15 protein-coding genes are annotated in these 16,879 nt (G+C 51.2%); 3 read left to right on the forward strand and 12 right to left on the reverse strand.

Features of this window, described 5'->3' with window-relative positions; all coding sequences use genetic code 11:
- Positions 1-415: RNA-guided endonuclease TnpB family protein (locus DXC57_RS03445; RefSeq protein WP_207665171.1), on the reverse strand; the 415-nt coding region annotated here is incomplete at its 3' end.
- Positions 378-818, reverse strand: a complete 441-nt coding sequence (tnpA, locus tag DXC57_RS03450; RefSeq protein WP_117796413.1) for an IS200/IS605 family transposase — start codon at positions 816-818, stop codon at positions 378-380. The genes DXC57_RS03445 and tnpA, both read right to left, overlap by 38 nt.
- Before the next feature lie 339 nt (positions 819-1,157).
- Between tnpA and DXC57_RS03455 the strand changes: the two genes are divergently transcribed.
- Positions 1,158-2,267 (forward strand): ribonuclease H-like domain-containing protein, encoded by a 1,110-nt coding sequence (locus DXC57_RS03455; protein WP_118651156.1) that lies wholly within the window; start codon positions 1,158-1,160, stop codon positions 2,265-2,267.
- Between the two features lies 1 nt (position 2,268).
- On the opposite strand, the gene DXC57_RS03460 is transcribed toward DXC57_RS03455, so the two are convergent.
- Positions 2,269-2,889, reverse strand: a complete 621-nt coding sequence (locus tag DXC57_RS03460; RefSeq protein WP_022359798.1) for a DUF5662 family protein — start codon at positions 2,887-2,889, stop codon at positions 2,269-2,271.
- Between the two features lie 290 nt (positions 2,890-3,179).
- Between DXC57_RS03460 and DXC57_RS03465 the strand changes: the two genes are divergently transcribed.
- Positions 3,180-3,380 carry a cold shock domain-containing protein gene (locus DXC57_RS03465; RefSeq protein ID WP_022359797.1) on the forward strand — a complete coding sequence of 67 codons (201 nt, stop codon included), beginning with the start codon at positions 3,180-3,182 and terminating at the stop codon, positions 3,378-3,380.
- Between the two features lie 234 nt (positions 3,381-3,614).
- Here DXC57_RS03465 and hslO read toward each other — a convergent pair whose 3' ends face one another.
- The gene (gene hslO, locus DXC57_RS03470; protein ID WP_333489824.1) at positions 3,615-4,535 is read right to left on the reverse strand and encodes an Hsp33 family molecular chaperone HslO; all 921 of its coding nucleotides are present in this window, start codon (positions 4,533-4,535) and stop codon (positions 3,615-3,617) included.
- A complete protein-coding gene (locus tag DXC57_RS03475) occupies positions 4,536-5,291 on the reverse strand; it encodes a class I SAM-dependent methyltransferase (protein ID WP_022359795.1) in 756 nt (251 codons plus the stop codon).
- 295 nt (positions 5,292-5,586) lie between these two features.
- Here DXC57_RS03475 and DXC57_RS03480 point away from each other — a divergent pair, with 295 nt between their 5' ends.
- Positions 5,587-6,282, forward strand: a complete 696-nt coding sequence (locus DXC57_RS03480) for a hypothetical protein (protein WP_182457193.1) — start codon at positions 5,587-5,589, stop codon at positions 6,280-6,282.
- Positions 6,283-6,378: 96 nt separating this feature from the next.
- Here DXC57_RS03480 and DXC57_RS03485 read toward each other — a convergent pair whose 3' ends face one another.
- The 7 genes from DXC57_RS03485 to DXC57_RS03515 form a co-directional block, all read right to left on the reverse strand.
- Positions 6,379-8,208 carry an ABC transporter ATP-binding protein gene (locus tag DXC57_RS03485; RefSeq protein WP_118651160.1) on the reverse strand — a complete coding sequence of 610 codons (1,830 nt, stop codon included), beginning with the start codon at positions 8,206-8,208 and terminating at the stop codon, positions 6,379-6,381.
- A 12-nt stretch (positions 8,209-8,220) separates the two neighbouring features.
- On the reverse strand, positions 8,221-9,018 hold the full coding sequence (locus DXC57_RS03490; protein ID WP_107000170.1) for an ABC transporter permease: 798 nt from the start codon (positions 9,016-9,018) through the stop codon (positions 8,221-8,223).
- A gap of 11 nt (positions 9,019-9,029) precedes the next feature.
- Positions 9,030-9,980 carry an ABC transporter permease gene (locus DXC57_RS03495; RefSeq protein WP_118651162.1) on the reverse strand — a complete coding sequence of 317 codons (951 nt, stop codon included), beginning with the start codon at positions 9,978-9,980 and terminating at the stop codon, positions 9,030-9,032.
- Between the two features lie 137 nt (positions 9,981-10,117).
- Complete coding sequence (locus tag DXC57_RS03500; RefSeq protein WP_118523531.1) at positions 10,118-11,692, reverse strand: ABC transporter substrate-binding protein; 1,575 nt, start codon at positions 11,690-11,692, stop codon at positions 10,118-10,120.
- 110 nt (positions 11,693-11,802) lie between these two features.
- Positions 11,803-12,660: a glycerophosphodiester phosphodiesterase family protein gene (locus DXC57_RS03505; RefSeq protein WP_118522124.1), complete on the reverse strand. Its 858-nt coding sequence runs from the start codon at positions 12,658-12,660 to the stop codon at positions 11,803-11,805.
- Positions 12,661-12,710: 50 nt separating this feature from the next.
- A complete protein-coding gene (locus tag DXC57_RS03510; protein ID WP_118651164.1) occupies positions 12,711-15,512 on the reverse strand; it encodes an SMC family ATPase in 2,802 nt (933 codons plus the stop codon).
- The gene (locus DXC57_RS03515) at positions 15,509-16,693 is read right to left on the reverse strand and encodes an exonuclease SbcCD subunit D (RefSeq protein WP_118570394.1); all 1,185 of its coding nucleotides are present in this window, start codon (positions 16,691-16,693) and stop codon (positions 15,509-15,511) included. The genes DXC57_RS03510 and DXC57_RS03515 overlap by 4 nt, the downstream gene beginning before the upstream one ends.
- Positions 16,694-16,879 lie beyond the last annotated feature (186 nt).

Genomic DNA, 16,879 nt, shown 5'->3' on the forward strand with positions numbered 1-16,879 from the left:
CATCGATACTACGATGCTGTTTTATGCGGATCCAACCTGCTTTCGGAAGTTTTACTTTACCATTCTGCAAAGTAATATTTCCATTTACGCAGTTTGTCGTATAACTTCTTACCGGATTCTTTTTTGACTTGAACTTCGGAAAACCAACCGAAGAATCCCGAAAGAAGTTCTTATAGGCTGTCTGCAGATGCAGCTGTGCATTACACAATGCCAGACTGTCTACCTCCTTCAGCCACGGAAACTCTGCCTTATACTTTGCAGGCGTAACCTTTAATACTTTTCCGGTTTTCTCATAATATTCTTTCTTCTCTACCAGCATCCGGTTATACACGAAACGCACACAGCCAAATGTCCTTGCAAATAATTCTTTTTGAGATTTATTCGGGTAAATCCGAAAACGGTACACGATGTTCACTCTTATTTTCTCCCTGTGTTTCTATGTACTGGCGGATAACCTCAATGGGTGCACCACCAGCACTTAACAGGCAAAAACTCTGGCTCCAGAACATTTCTTTCCAAAGCTTCTGCCGAATCTCCGGATACTCTTTTTTAATCAATCGGCTGCTTGCGCTTTTATACGCATTGATAAATTTGCTGAGTTCCGATTTCGGATGGGCCCGGAACATAATATGAACATGATCCCGATCATGATTCCATTCCTCTAATGTAACATGATACTTCGGAGCGATATATTCAAAAATCTCCCGGGTCCGATCAGAAACAGGATCCGTCAGTACCTTTTTTCGGTATTTTATAACCAGAATCAAATGATAATAGAGTAAAAATACTGAGTGTGCATTACTATCTAATTTTCTCATAAAATCAGCCTTTCCTTTTGCTTTCGACTGATTATATCATAACACAAGAACGCTTGTTTGTCTATGTCTTTTAGAACGTTTGTTCTCACATGTCTATTTTCATTTATGTGCACAGATATGTGCAGTTTTAATATGCCAGATATTGCATGATTTTCCCAAAAGGCAATTCATCTCACCACCTAGAGAGGATGGGAGAATTCTTGCAAAGTGTTGTTAAACGGTTGCTTTTCACTTCCGATGAATTTATAATAACGCCATAGGTTACAGTCTGAAACCAATCCCCGACGCAATGCGGATCTGGGGCGGACATTATAAACCGACACAGGAGGATACTGCCAAATGATCACCATTCAAAATCCGCTGACCTTTACTTCCTCTTATCCGCCCAAACGGTTAGGAGCTATCTCCGATCTGCTCTTTTTCGATATCGAGACAACCGGCTTTTCCGGCGACTACGCCTCGGTCTATCTGATCGGCTGCGTCTGGCACGACGGAAACACCTGGATTCTGACCCAGTATTTTGCCGAGACGAGGGATGCGGAGGAAGAGGTTCTCGACGCTTTTTTTGCACTTCTCCGGACAAAGCGCATCCTCGTCCATTTCAACGGCGACGGGTTTGACATTCCATTTCTGACGAAACGCTGTGTTTTTTATAAAAAGGACTGGAATTTTGAAGCGGTTGAAAGTTTTGATATTTATAAGAAAATACGCCCATTAAAGAAATTGCTGGGACTTGAAAATCTGAAACAGAAAAGCATCGAGCAGTTCCTCGGCATTGCCCGCGAAGATAAGTACAACGGCGGTCAGCTCATCGAGGTTTACGGTGAATATTTACAGACGCACTCTGAACTGCTGAAGCACCTTCTGATTCTCCATAACGAGGATGACTTAAAGGGAATGCCGCAGATTCTGCCGATTCTCGCCTACCCGGACTTTCTGACCGGCGATTTTTCTTTCAAAGGTTCAGAAAGCCGTGATATCCCATATGCGGACGGAAACTCAGAAAAGCACCTGCTGCTTCACTATGAAAGCCCCGTCTCTCTGACAAGTGGATTCCAGTTTTCTATCGGTGAGCTGGAGCTGTCGGCGGAAGGAAACCGCCTGACGCTCGACCTTCCATTATATTCCGGGGAACTGAAACGATTTTACAGCGATTATGAGAATTATTACTATATGATCTACGAGGACTGCGCCATCCACAAAAGTGTCGGTCAGTATGTGGATCGCTCCGCCCGCAAGAAGGCAACCGCCAAAACGTGCTACACCCGCGCAGCCGGGCTGTTTGTGCCGCAGCCGCTTCTTGCAGATGGCACTCCGATGTGGCATGAATGCCTGAAAGCAGACTATAAGAGTAAGCAGCTGTTTGTGCCGTATTCAGAACAGCTTTTCACAGATCCAGAGACGGCAGTGCTGTACTTACATAATTATCTGAGAGAATTGTCCTTATAAATTACAGCACCCGTCCACGCTCTCTTATCTCCCGGATCACGTGTCCCATCCGTTTTCTCCGGACTGCCTGTTCTTTCGCCCTCTCCCGCGCAAGCAGCGCCCGGATGAACGCAAAGGTTCTCTCCTCGCCCTGCTCTTTCAGCATCGTGAGGAGATATTCCAGCTGGTACTTCGTCCTCGGGTGCATCACGACAAAATCTCTGCCTCTTTCAAAGTATTCCCACGCACACGCATCCGTGTAATCTTTTCCCTTATAAACCTTCGACGCGGCAATCCGATCCATTACCATCTCGATCAGGTAGCGAAGGGGCATTTTATTGCCGACAAGCCCCCAGGACTTGTCCGGTGCAAAATCGATCCAGTATTCGAAATGATGTTTGTTGCGTCCCTTATGGTGCAGCCATGCCGCCGAATAGCCCTTTTCTTCTTTTTCCGCCGCATTTGGGCTGCGGTTTCCCTGATAATATTTAACGCCGGTCGCAAATTCCTCCCAGGAATACTTGGAGAGATCGTGCAGAAGTCCCTGGCGGTACAGACCTACCGCAAAGCAGTTTTTCATGACCTCGCATTTATGTTTCGTGATCGTCAAAAAATGATGATACGCATTGTAAATATAATTCATTTTCCTACCTCTTTCCCCTTTTCTTTCCTCCTATTTTACCCCCCGTATTCTGGTTTGACAACCCCACTTTCTTTCGCGGCTTTCTGGAAAATACCCGTTACTGGGCACACATGTGTGTACAGTAACAAATGCCCTTATTTTCCACAAAAATTTAACTATTTTTAAATGTCTGAATTTCCAGAAATTTTATGCGAAAACGTTTGACATCAATATGAAACTATGCTATTCTTGGAACAGGTCGTAAATCCATGCGGCCATCACTATTTTTTATATTTTTTTGGAGGTATCATATGAACAGAGGTACTGTAAAGTGGTTCAACAACCAGAAAGGTTACGGATTTATCTGCGACGAGCAGGGCAACGATGTATTCGTTCACTACTCCGGACTGAACATGGAAGGCTTCAAGTCTCTTGAGGAAGGCGCTCAGGTAGAGTTCGAAGTTGTTAACGGTGCTAAGGGACCGCAGGCTACTAACGTAACCAAGCTTTAATCATCAACTTTCCAGTGTACCTGTTTTCCAAATATGTTTGATATATATTTTGCGAATACGTTATATTGATCTAAGTAAAGTGATTATAAAAAGGGATACCGCTTCGGCAGTATCCCTTTTTTCGTTACTGCTCACACATGTGTGAACAGTTACCTTTTTTTCTGTCCTGCCATGCGGAACATATCCAAATATCCTTTTTCCGCACAGCAGCCATATCTATTATCTCATTTCTTTTTACTTCTTAGCTTTCTCGTACAGTTTTTTCAGCTCATCCACACTAAATTCATAGTGCTTGTTGCAGAACTGGCAGTTGACTTCGATGCTCTTGCCCTCGTCGATCATCTCCTGCAGCTCCTTGCCGCCGATGCTGATCAGCGCCTTTTCTACACGGCTCTTGGTGCAGTTGCAGGTAAACTGAATCGGCATCTTATCCAGAATCTCCAGACCAAATTGTCCTAAAATCAGCTCCAGAATGTCCTCCGGGGTCATTCCCTTATTTAACATCGTCGTCACCGGCTCCAGCTCACCGATCGTCTTTTCAAGTGCCGCGATCGTCGCCTCCTCTGCTCCCGGAAGAAGCTGGATGATAAATCCGCCTGCCTGGCGCACCGTATTTTCTTTATTCATCAGAACGCCCAGTGCCACGGAGGACGGAGTCTGCTCGGAAGTCGCATAGTAATAAGTCAGATCTTCCGCAATCTCACCCGTTACCAGGATCGTCTGTCCCACATACGGCTCTTTCAAACCGATATCCTGGATTACGCTCAAGACGCCGACTCCCAGCGCACCGCCCACATCCAGCTTGCCCTTCGCATTCGGCGGCAGCATTACCTCCGGGTGGAACGCGTAGCCCTTGACATTGCCGTTCTTATCAGCTGTCACCGTCAGACCGCCGATCGGACCATCGCCCTCGACCCGGATGGTTAAAAGATCACTGTCCGCTTTCATCATCGATCCCATCATGACCCCTGCCGTCATCAGGCGTCCCAGCGCTGCGGTCGCCACCGGGCTGGTATTGTGCGCCTGTCTGGCTTTCTCCACCAGATCGCGGGAAGTCGCCGCAAATGCGCGGATCTGACCATTCGCCGCCGTCGCACGGAGCATATAATCTCCGGTCTGTCCCGTTATTTCACCTGCTTTTATCTTTTCCATCATTTATACCTCTTTTCCATGTTCTCTCGCAACCACATAGATTCGGTCGCTCTCTTTTCGCGGCGCGTTCTTCGTAAATGCGTCATACGCCGCCACAAATTCCATGCCCGCCTCTGTGAGCGCCTTTTTTATCTCGTCCAACGACCACGCGCGCTCAAAATGCGTCTCCTGATAGCGGCGGTATAAGTCATCCTCCTCGCGGATAAAGAGCGTCAGATCGTAGGAGTTAATTTTCTCCTCTTCATCATACTCATTTTCCCAGATGAAGCTCCCCTCGTCGCGCACCTCCGCGATCGTCTCACTTCCCATTGCCTGAAACTTTGCCTCCGTGTTCAGGTCGAAAATGAACATTCCCTTCGGATCCAGATAATTGTTGACCAGCGAAAATACGTGCGCCAGATCGTCATAATCCAGAATATAATTCAGCGAATCGCAGATACTCACGACCGCCCGGACCGTCCCGTACAATTCAAATTCGCGCATATCCTGCAATAAATACAGAATTGGCAGCCCGGATTCTGCCCGTTTTTCGATTGCTTCCTGCAGCATATCCTCCGAGACATCCACGCCGATCATATCATAGCCTTCCTTTGCCAGAAGCTCCGTCAGCGTGCCGGTTCCGCATCCCAGATCCAGCACCAGACCATCGTTGATACCATATTCCTTTAAAAGAGAAGTCAGGTACCCGCACCAGTCCTCATAGGGAATATTATCCATAAACATATCATATACTTCCGCAAAACTCGTGTAAGCGTCCATTTAGCCTCTCCTTCTATATTGCCGATGCAAAAATGACTGCCATGCACCGAAAGCTTTCCCCTACTGTACAATCTCCTTCCGATGCCAGCACTCCCATCATAGCAATTTTTCGCCCTGTTTGCAAGAATAATTGAAAAAGCACGCGCAGATGACCAGGAATGGAGTAATTGTTCACAGGTAGGCACTTTTGGAACCGAAAGTGCCGTAAGAAAACGTGGTGGCAGCAGGATTTTGTCGTATACACTAACTCTTGACGTTCCACGCAGAACTGACTATACTAGAGCGTATGAAAAATTTGACTGAAAAACAAAAACATTCCCCCATCAAAAGCCGCCGTTTTTACCGCCGGCAGATGTGGCTTCCGGCGCTGGTGCTGATCGCGTCCATCCTGCTCCTGTGGCAGAATGCCGGGGAACATTCACACTCCCCGCGGCCGATAAACAGCCAGTGCAAGTTTGAAGATTTTTATAACCCGGCTCAGCCCTATGTCTCGGTGAACGCTCCTTCCTTATATTATACAGGGTGCGCTGCCTACGATGGAAAGAAAGAGACCGGATATTATTATTACTCTCTGGAAAATGGAACCTGCCATTTCTATCTGCTCGATCCGTCTTCCGGATATCCAGAACCGCCCGAACGCAAAGCACTTTCATTAAACGGGCGTTTAATCCGCCTGAACGAGGATACCTATGAATCGCTTCTCCAGACGATGGCGGACAGTCTCTCCTGGACGGTGAGCTCCCTGCGGAATATGACTTCTCCTTATATCATATCCGCTTTGCCGTATCCCGCCCTGACGCATGAGGTATTTCATCTATTAGCCGGATGTGCGTTTCTGATCGCCCTGGTGGATCTGATCTGGCTTTTTTACCATTCACTCCGGCACCGCCGGGAGCCGCTGCAGCTTTCCGGTGAGGCACAGCAGGGGCAGCAGGATTCTTCCAGTGAGCAGCCGCGCACTTTGATTTCCCACCGCAAGAAAAAACATTGACAGACGATTCGAGCCATGCCGCTTTCCCTGGCATAGGCTGAACCGTCTGTCTTTTTTCGGCTGCTATTTCGTTTTTCTCTATTTCAGCTTATCAGATTATGCTTCTATCTGAATACACCGCGCCCAGTGTGTCCTTGAAAGTTGTACTGCCTCCGGTGACAGCGGCACATGGGCACACGCCTCGCTTCTCTTCGGACAGCGCTCATAAAAGATACACTTCTCCCCACTGCCCGCTATCTTCTTTGGTGCATTCTGGACGGACCGCTCTTTTTCCTGATTTTCCAAAAGGTTCTCTTTCGTCTGTCCCCGCTCCGATTTTTCCATCCGGCTGTCTCTCTCCGGCTCCGCACTCTGCTTTCCTGCCTCCGCATCCAGTTCCATTGTATCCCCGCCGATCGCCGCTTCCAGCAGAAGTTTCGTGTACGGGTGCGCCGGATGCTCATAGATCTCTTCTGCCAGACCTTCTTCCACAATCACACCCTTGTAAATGACCATGACACGGCTACAGAGCCCGCGCACGACGTTCAGATCGTGGGAAATAAAGAGGATGGTCATCTGCTTTTCGGCGTGCAGCTTCAAAAGCAGGTTCAAAATCTGGGACTGGACCGTCACATCAAGCGCCGAAACAGGCTCATCCGCGATCACCAGGCGCGGATCCATGAGAAGTGCCACGCCGATGCTGATGCGCTGTTTCTGACCGCCAGAAAGCTCTCTCGGATGGCGCGCCGCAAAGGACTCGTCCAGTCCGACATTTTCAAGCATTTCCTTCACAAGCTGCCTGCGCTCTGTGCGGTCCCTGATGCCGCGCAGGCGCAGCGGTTCTTCCAGAATCCATCCGATCGTCCGCGCCGGGTTGAGCGATCCCGCCGGATCCTGAAATACCATCTGCGGACGGACGCCGTCACGCACTTTCACCTCACCCGTATAATTGTCGTGAAGTCCCAGGATCGTCTTGCTGAGCGTCGATTTGCCGCAGCCGCTCTCGCCCACGATCCCCACAATCTCTCCCTCTCTTGCCGACAGGTTCAGATCGTGAATTACGTGTTTTTTTCCTTTTTTGCGGAACAGACCGCCACGCACATCGTAAAATACGTTCAAATCCGTCAGGCGCAGGATCTCCCCGCCGGAGCTTTCCCCTTTTTCTCCCTCCGGAATCGACGCCACCAGATGGCGCGTATATTCATGCTTCGGATGCAGAAGGACGTCTTCCGTCTGCCCTTCTTCCACGATCTCTCCCTTATAAACCACGATCACACGGCTGCAGAGCGCACGCACAACATTCAGATCATGGGAAATAAAGAGAATCGACGTTCCCTTGGTCCGGTGGATATTCCGCAGAAGCTCCAGGATCTGTGCCTGAACGACACAGTCTAACGCTGTCGTCGGCTCATCCGCAATCAGAAGACTCGGGGAATTGATCATCGCCTGCGCGATCATCACACGCTGGCGCATGCCGCCGGAAAGCTCATGCGGGTATTTACCGCACAGCCCCTCCGGGTCCGGCAGACCGACTTCTGAGAGTGCCTGCACCACCCGTTCATGGATCTCAGCATTTCCGAGTTTCGTATGGATCCGCAGGCTTTCCCCGACCTGCCGTTCGATTTTCAATACCGGATTTAAGGAGGTCATCGGCTCCTGAAAGACCATCGCCATTTTGCTGCCGCATAGCTGTCTCCGCTTTTCCGGTTTCATGGTCACCAGATCTTCTCCCTGAAAACAGAGCGATCCGGAAGCAATCTCGGCGTCCTTCGGAAGCAGCCCCATCAGAGCAAGCGCACTCATGGATTTTCCTGACCCTGACTCGCCGACTACTCCGACGATCTCGCCTTTTCCGATCGAAAAGCTGATGCCCTTGACTGCCTCAAAGGTCGAATTTCCTTCTGGAAAACGGATCGACAGATTTTTTATCTCAACCAATGGTTCCATCTTTTCGCCTCCTTACTGCTGCATCGAGCGCAGCCCCTCGCTCACCATGCTGAATCCCAGAATAATCAGGATGATCGTCACGCCCGGTCCGATCGCGTACCACGGCGCATTGAACAGGTACGACTGCGCTTCGTAAAGCATTCTCCCGAGACTCGGCTCCGGCGGCTGGATTCCCAGTCCCAGATAACTCATACTCGCCTCCGCCAGCACCGCATTGTTAAATCCGATCGCTGCCGCCGTCAAAAGGCTGACCGCCGCATTCGGCAGAATATGAGCGAAAATAATCCGGATATGCCCTGCGCCAAGGATCCGCGCACTCTTGACAAAATCCAGTTCCCGGCACCGGATCACCTCACTGCGGACGATCCGGGCAAAACTCGGGATAAAAAGGATTCCCAGCGCCAGAATGATGTTGTAGCTTCCCGGCTTCGTCAGGCTGATGAAGATAAGCGCCAGAAGAATGCTCGGAAACGATAAAAGGATATCATTGAAACGCATGATCAGGTTATCGAAAAAGCCGCCGAAATAGCCGGTCAGCGCACCGACGATCGTGCCAAACACACACCCGATCAAAACCGTGCAGACTGCCACAAAAAAGGTGCTGCCGCTTCCCGCCATCACACGGCTCAAAATATCGCGCCCGAAGTTATCCGTTCCCAGCGGGTGTGCTGCACACGGCGCCAGATTGACTGCCATGGAGTCCATCGTCGTCGTCCCATACGGCGTCCAGAACTGTCCGATCAGGGCAACTGCCAGAAAGAACAGCGTGATCGCGCCCCCTATCATCAGATTATAATTCTTTCGTTTCATTCGTCTTCCCTCTATTCTTCCGCCGTCCGGACTCTCGGATCCAAAACCTGATAAATCATATCAACCGCAAAATTGATAAGTACGACCACCGATGTGATGTACAGCACGATCGCCTGCACAACCGGATAATCGCGGTTGGAGATCGAGCTGATCAGAAGTCTTCCGATTCCCGGCACGCTGAACACCTGCTCCGCCACGATGCTGCCGGCAAGGATCTCCGCGATTACCATCGCAAAAAACGTCACAACCGGAATCATCGCATTTTTCAGCACATGCCCGTACAATACCGCCGTTTCCGTATTGCCGCGGCTGTAGGCAGTCCGCACGTATTCCCGGTTCATCTCGGTCAGAATCGAGCTTCGCAGGAATTTTACCACCATCGCAATCTTCGGCAGCGCCACCGCGAGCGCCGGAAATAAAAGGTACTGTGCAGACTTTCCGAAATTTTCCGACGGTTCGATAAATTTACCCGGCTGGAACATATGAAGAATCAGTCCAAACACGTAGGTCAGGATCATGCCGAGAAAGAATGACGGCACCGCCATCAGAATCTGCGTCAGGCAGTTCGTCAACGTATCGACCCATTTCCCGGCAAACCGGGCACTTAGGATTCCGAGCGGAACTGAAATCACCGTGATGATGAGCAGGGAGATAGCTGCCAGAAGCACCGTGACCGGAAGCCGCTGCGCCAGAAGGGAGCGGACCGAGGTTCCCTCATACCGGTAGGACTCTCCGAAATCCCCCTGCATTGCATCGGATACCCATCTTCCATACCGCTCCAGAAGTGGATCGTTTAATCCCATCTCATCCCGCGCCCGCTCTAACTGCTCTTCCGTCGCGTCTTTTCCCAGCCTGGAAAGTGCCGCATCGCCCGGAATCACAGAAAAAGCGGTAAACGTCAGGAAGGATATGACCAACAATGTGATAATGAGAGTTATCAGTTTTTTTATAAAGAATTTCATAATTCCCTCCTGCGTTTACCGCTTCTTATTCTGTTGTTATTTCCTGGTTACTGTTCACGGGCAGGCACTTTTGGAACCGAAAGTGCCGTAAGAAAACGTGGTAGCAACAGGAATTTGCTGGATTGTAACTGTATATTTTACTGCTCTACCTGATATAACAGGGACATATCCTCTGCTGCCGTCGGGTAGAAGGTGTAGCCGCCAAACTTCTTGCTGACTGCTACGAGATTCGCCGGATCTTCAATGTAAACGGCTGCCGCATCCTCTGCCAGGATCATCTGCGCCTTCTTGTAGTTTTCTACTTTTACATCGTCATCAACGGTTGTGTATGCTGTATTAAATACATCGTCGTACTCAGTGTTGGAGTAATGCATGAAGTTCTTCGCATCGTCTGTCACATATTTCTTGAGCCAGTCGCTCGGTGCCAGCGTTCCGTCAAAACCGATGACGGTCGCCTGGAAGTTGCCTCCCTTGTATACATCCTGCAGCCAGGTGCTCCACTCAACCTGATTTAAGGTCACGTTGATGCCGACCTGAGACAGCTCATCCGCGATGATCTGCGCGCTGTCTACGTGCTGGCTGTATGAGCTCGGAACGGTGATTTCCAGATCAAAGCCATCTGCGTATCCGGCATCTGCCAGAAGCTCTTTTGCCTTCTCCGGATCGTAGCTGTATACGGTCTCTGCTTCCGGCTCATAGTATTTCGACATTGCCGGGATCATATGGGAGCCGATGATGTGGCTCTTTCCGCCGAAAATAAAGTTGTTGATCGCATCGCGGTCTACCGCATAGCAGAGTGCCTGACGCACCTCTGTCTTGGAAAGCGGCTCGTAAGCGCTGTTTAAGTACATCGCATGGACGAGGTTCATGCTTCCCTGTACGATGTTGTAATCTTCATCGCCCAGTGTCTCCGCCTGTGCGGCGGTTAAATATTTCAGAATGTCGATGGTGCCTGCCTGCAACTCTACAAATGCGGTGTCCACATCGGCAATAAATTTAAATTCCACGCTGTCCAGGCTCGGAACGCCCTCCTGCCAGTAGCCGTCATATTTTTCCAGCTCCAGGTTCTGTCCCGGTGTGTAGGAAACATATTTGAATGGGCCGGTACCGATCGGATTGCCTGCCGGGTCCTCGTTGGACTGCGGAATGATGGCAATCGTCATCATCGGAAGAAACTCTGAATAACTTTCTTTCAGGTTTACAACCAGTGTCTTGTCATCCTGCACCTCTACACTATCTACAAGCGAAGAAAAAGCGGAGGATTCGCCCTGAATCTCCGCATAACGATCGATGGAATATTTGACATCTTCGATGGTAACCGGTGTGCCGTCATGGAATGTGACGCCATCTCTCAATGTGAAAGTATAAGTCTTTGCATCATCGGAAATGGTATAATCGCTGGCAACAGCCGGAATAAATCCGCCATCGGAAGTAGGCTTTACAAGCCCTTCGTACAAATTGAAAACCACGTCTCTAGTTCCTGCGTCCGTATCTACATGGGGGTCAAGACTAGCCAGGTCCTGCGTCATGCCATACACAACGCTGCCGCCTGGTACTGGTGTTCCTTCTGAAAGAGTATTACTGGTCTCTGCTTCGCTGGACTCGCCAGCTGCTTCTGAGGTGCCTTCTGCTGTCTTGCTGCCTCCGCATGCACAGAGTGAAGCAGATAACAAAAGTGCCATTACGCCTGAAAGAAGCTGTTTCTTTTTCATATCTTTGTCCTCTCGAATTCGTAATAATCTCTCATTATTAAATTGTCTTAGCCATTATAGCAGATTTTCATAGAAAATCAACTTTTCCAGCATAATTTAGGACTTTCTCACTATCTTTTAGGATGTTTTTTGTTGAAATTTACGAATTGATCCGGCTCGAAACTGTCAAAAATAAAAACATCAAACTGTTTCCGGTGCCTGTTTAATTCGCCCTGGTTTTTAATCGTCCACGCCGCCATCTTACATTTGTAGAAATAGCGCAGCATTTCCACCGGAAGCGTGTTGCTGAACTGGCAGTTGTACGCAATGAAATCCGGTCTGCAAAATCCGTTCAGCATACAGTATGTAAGCATCTCCCGCACAATGACCGGTGTTTTCAAGCCCTCGCCGCGGTGATTGGTCGCAAGCTGTCCGCGCAAAATATTTGGACGATGGCGCTTAAACCATCCGAGTGCCAGCGGACTGAACGATTCGATGCAGTACTCACCCGGATAACGGTCTAAAAGCGCCGCACATTTCTCGCACAGCTCCCGGTGGACAATCTCCGCTTTCAGCTCGATGATAAGCGGTGTGCGTCCATCCGCCAGTTCAAGCACTGTCTCAAAGGCTGGTATCGTCTGGGATGAACCAAACAAACGATAGCTTTGCAGCTCTTCAAAGGTACAGTCGCGTATCTTCCGGTCAACGCCCGCCGCCCGCTTCAGATCCCAGTCGTGAAATACGACCGGAACCCCGTCTTTTGTCAGCTGTACATCCAGCTCGATCCCATATCCCATCTGGATCGCGCGCTCAAACGCCGGGAGCGAATTTTCCGGACATTCACCCCGGTTGTCATGAAATCCCCGGTGGGCGATATATTGCCGCTCAAATGCCTGCATTCTCGCCTTCCGCCCCGTCTCCGGCAGCATACTGCAGTAAAACAGAGATAAGAGCGATATCGTCACCATTCCTGGAATTACGATTGTCATATGTAAATAGCCTCTTTTCTTTCGTCACACAACGGCTCTGCGCCGTCCTACTAATCTTCTATCTCCCAATGCACCTGGCTTCCACCATTTCCTTTTTTTACCACCAGCTTGTGTCCCATCTCCTCTTTCAGCTCCGTCACATGGGAAATGATGCCGATCAGGCGTCTTCCTCCGGACAGCTCCTGCAGCACCTGAACCGCCCGCGTTCGTGATTCCTCATCCAGGGAACCAAATCCCTCATCAATGAACATCGCATCCACCTTCACGCTGCCTGCCGCATTCTGGATGACATCCGCCATGCCGAGCGCCATCGCAAGCGCCGCCAGAAAGGATTCTCCACCGGACAGCGTTTTGACGTCCCGGATCCGGTCAGTCACAAAGCTGTAAACATCCAGGTCAAGTCCCACTTCTCCCTGTTTTCCCAGATCGGCCAGACCGCGGCATTGAAGTTCAAAGGTTCCTTTCGTCATCCGGCGCAGGCGGCGGTTAGCTGCCTGTATCATCTGGCGGAAATACTGGCGCTGTACATACGTCTGGAAATCGATCCGCGCCGCACCGCTCAGTTTTCCGTCCGCCGTCTGGTAAAGCTCGCTGATCTGCTGTTTTTCCCGGTCAAGCTGCTCCCGTTCCTGCAGATACACCCGAAGTGCCGCATATGCATCCTCGTTGCGCGTCCGCACCGACACATGTTCCCGGTGAAGCCGCGACCAGCGGGTTTTTTCCTCTTCCCAGTGCCGGATCGCCTGCTGGATTTTTTCTTCCGGTTCTGTTTCTGAATCTGCTTCAAAACGTTCCCGGAGCGAAGATAAGCTTCCCTCCAGCTCCCGGCATTTTTCCCGGCACTCCTGTGCTTTCTTATCAGCCGCTGTCACCGCCTCTGCAAGTGTTTCCAGCTCCCGGCTGCGCTTCTCAAGCTCCACCTGGAGTGTCCGGCTGTCTTTCCACTCCAGCCGCTTCGAGAGTTCCTCCAGCTCATTACGTCTCGTCTGGCTCTCGATCGCCGCCTGCTGCACCTCACTTCTTTTAAGCTCCAGCGCAGCTTCCAGCTTCTTCTGTTCGGCTCCGTTCGCCTCCCGTTTCTGCCGGATCGTTTCTTCCATGGCAATCCGGTCTGTATAAGTGGTTTCCGCCTGCCTGCATCGCCGGATTTCCTGTGCCATCTGCCGTAGCTCCTTCTCCAGAGCATCCACATCCGACTGGGCTGCCGGGCTGTCCTGATTTTGGCCGTACAGTTTTCCCTGGATCTCTATCCGCCGTCTGCTCTCATGTTCCAGCGAGATCTGCGCCTCCTGGCACGCCTCAGCGGCTGTCCTCTGCTTCTGATCGGCATCATCCCGCCCGGCACGCAGCGCTTCCACCTGTTCCTCCCGGATCGGCTCTGTCTCCAGACGGCAGGGAGCCGGGTGTTCCAGCGAGCCACAGACCGGGCACGGTTTTCCTTCCTGCAGCTCTGCCGCCAGAAGTCCCGCCTGCATCGCCAGAAAGCGGCAGGACGCGTCCTGATACAACTGATCTGACTGCTGGTACGCCCGCGCGGCTGCCTGAAATTTTTCCTGGCGTTTTTCCAGTGACTTTCTCCATGTCCGCTCCGCTTCACAGCATTTCCCTAACTCCTGCAAAACCGCCTGGCGCCGTTCCATCTGCTCCCGCCGTCCCCGGCATTCTGCCAGGGCAGCGCGCGCCTCTACCGCCTCCCGCTCCTGGTTTCGAAGTATTTCTTCCTGTGTACGGCACGTTTCCAGCTGATTCTGCATTTTTTTCAGGTTTTGGGTCAGAGCCGTCCGCTGATGTTCCAAAGTTTCATATGCCTGCCGTTTTTTCTCCTGCTCCGCATAGAGCGGAAGCGCATCCTGCATCCGCCGGATCTGATCCTCCAGCTCCGGTTTCCGGCTCTCATAGGCTGCGGCAGCTTCCCGGCGCTTCTCCTCCATCTCCCGTCCAAATGCTTCCAAACGGCTCTTTTCTTCCAGTACCCGTTTTTCCTTTTTCACAAGCTCCAGATGGTTCTGTCCGGCAGCAAGCTTCTGGATTGCACTCTCTTCCAGTCTCCCCGTCTCTTCCTCGAGCCTCCGGCTTTCCTCCGACAAATGATGCAGAAATGCAAGCAGTTCCGCTCCATTTGTCCGGTACCGCTCTTTCAAAGACTGCCATCTTTCTTCCCACTCCGAAGCTACCGCCTCCTCCGTCCTGGGAACCGTCACCTGCCGGATGACTTCCTCGCACCGGGTCTTGTTATCCTCCAGCCTTCCATACAGCGTCCGATCTGCCTCCCGCAGCTTCTGCTGGATTCTACCGTAGATCCCGGTATGGAAAATGCGCGAAAATATCTCTTTTCTTTCTTTGGAGGATGCATGGAGCAGACGGATGTATTCGCCCTGCGCGATCATCGCGATCTGCGAAAACTGATCGCGGTCCACGCCCACGATCGCCCGGATCTTCTCATCGATCTCACGGATCCGGCCGGACATCTCACTTCCATCCGGCAAAAGCAGAGACGCTTTCGGCGCCACACTCGTCGCCGTGTATGCGCCGTCCTTATTTTTCCGCTTGCTGAGGCGCGTGTATGCCGGACTGCGGCGGATCGTATAATCCTGCCCCTTATCCTCAAACGTCAGTTCCACCCAGGTCTCCGCGTCCTCCGGTGCATACTGGCTGCGAAGCATCGCGCCCTCTCTCCCGACGCCGCTCGCCGCCCCGTAGAGCGCAAACGAGATCGCGTCAAAGATCGTCGTTTTGCCTGCCCCCGTATCGCCCGTGATCAGGAACAATCCCGTCCCCGCCCGTTCGAAATCAATCTGCGTCACGCCCCCATAAGAGCCAAACGCCGACATTGTAAGCAGCTTCGGTTTCATACGCGTTCCTCCTCCTCTGCCTCTTCCACCATGCGCGCCAGAATCGTCTCCTGTTCCTCTGTCATCGGGCAGTGGCGCACCGCCTCATAAAAAGAGGCAAATGCCTGAAACGGCGTCACCGCCCCTTTTTCCTCCGGTTCTTCCTCCAGTCGTTTCCGCGTCCTCTCATTGTCCACCCGGATCTCCAAAATATGCGCAAATAACTCCTCCAGGCGTTCCCGGAAATCGTACATTTCTTTTTCGTCCGTCAAGACCACGCTCACATACGCGTCCGCGCGTCCGCTTCCATCCGGCATCTTTTCCATCGTATCTGAAAGCAGCTTGAGTTCTTCCAGTGTCCCCCGCACGCGCTTTACATCGGGATGGCAGAGAATCGGCAGACGGCGGATCTGCGGCTCACTTCCTTTTTCTCCCAGTTCCACCACCGTGATCCCCTTCTGATGGTATTCTTCACTGATCGAATATTTGTACGGCGTCCCACAATAGTAAAACCGCTCCTGCCCTACCTTCTGTGCCCCGTGGATATGCCCTAACGCCGCATATTCAAACGGTTCCAGCACCGACGCATCGATCGCATCCAATCCTCCGGAGGTCAGCACCGCCGTCTCCGAATCGCAGGTTTCCGGATTCTGACCGTTCCAGACAAAAAACTGGTGCGCCAGAACCACATTGCGCTCCTGCTTCCGGATCGTTTCCCGCGCCAGGAGTTTCTGGAATGCATCGGTATAACCATTGGTGTCAAACAAATGGCGCACATGACCCGGACGGATAAACGGTACCAGATAAAAATGAACCGGTCCCCACTCATCTGTAAGTGTGACCTGCTTTAAATACTCCGTCCGATCTGCCGGCGGCAGCGCCGCGATATGGATCCGGTGGTGTGCCAGAAACGATGCGCCATACGCCAGCCGCTCCGGTGAATCGTGATTTCCCGCAATGATCAGGATCTCCGTCCCCGGACAGCGCCCGGATAGCTCGGTCAGAAACCAGTCAAAAAGCGTATACGCTTCCCCCGCCGGGACCGATTTATCATAAATATCCCCGCATATCAGAATCGCATCCGGCTTCTCTTCCTCCGCATATTTAAGTATCTGCAAAAACGCATTCTTCTGGCTCTCGCGCAGGCTATAGCCATTTAACATTTTCCCGATATGCAGATCAGAAAGATGAAATAGTTTCACGCAGGCACACCTCCTTTTTCTTTCTTTGATCCACTATTTTTTTGATTTCCAATTTTTTCCGCTTAAACATATAGGCATTTTCCGGACATATATGGCAAAAAGCGCCGACACATCGAACCACTTCCCGTGCCAACGCCTTTTTTCGTTACTGTGAACTGTTACCTTTTTCTGTTTTGTTCTTCACTC

Source organism: Clostridium sp. TF06-15AC, assembly GCF_003481165.1.
Classification (GTDB): domain Bacteria; phylum Bacillota; class Clostridia; order Lachnospirales; family Lachnospiraceae; genus Otoolea; species Otoolea fessa.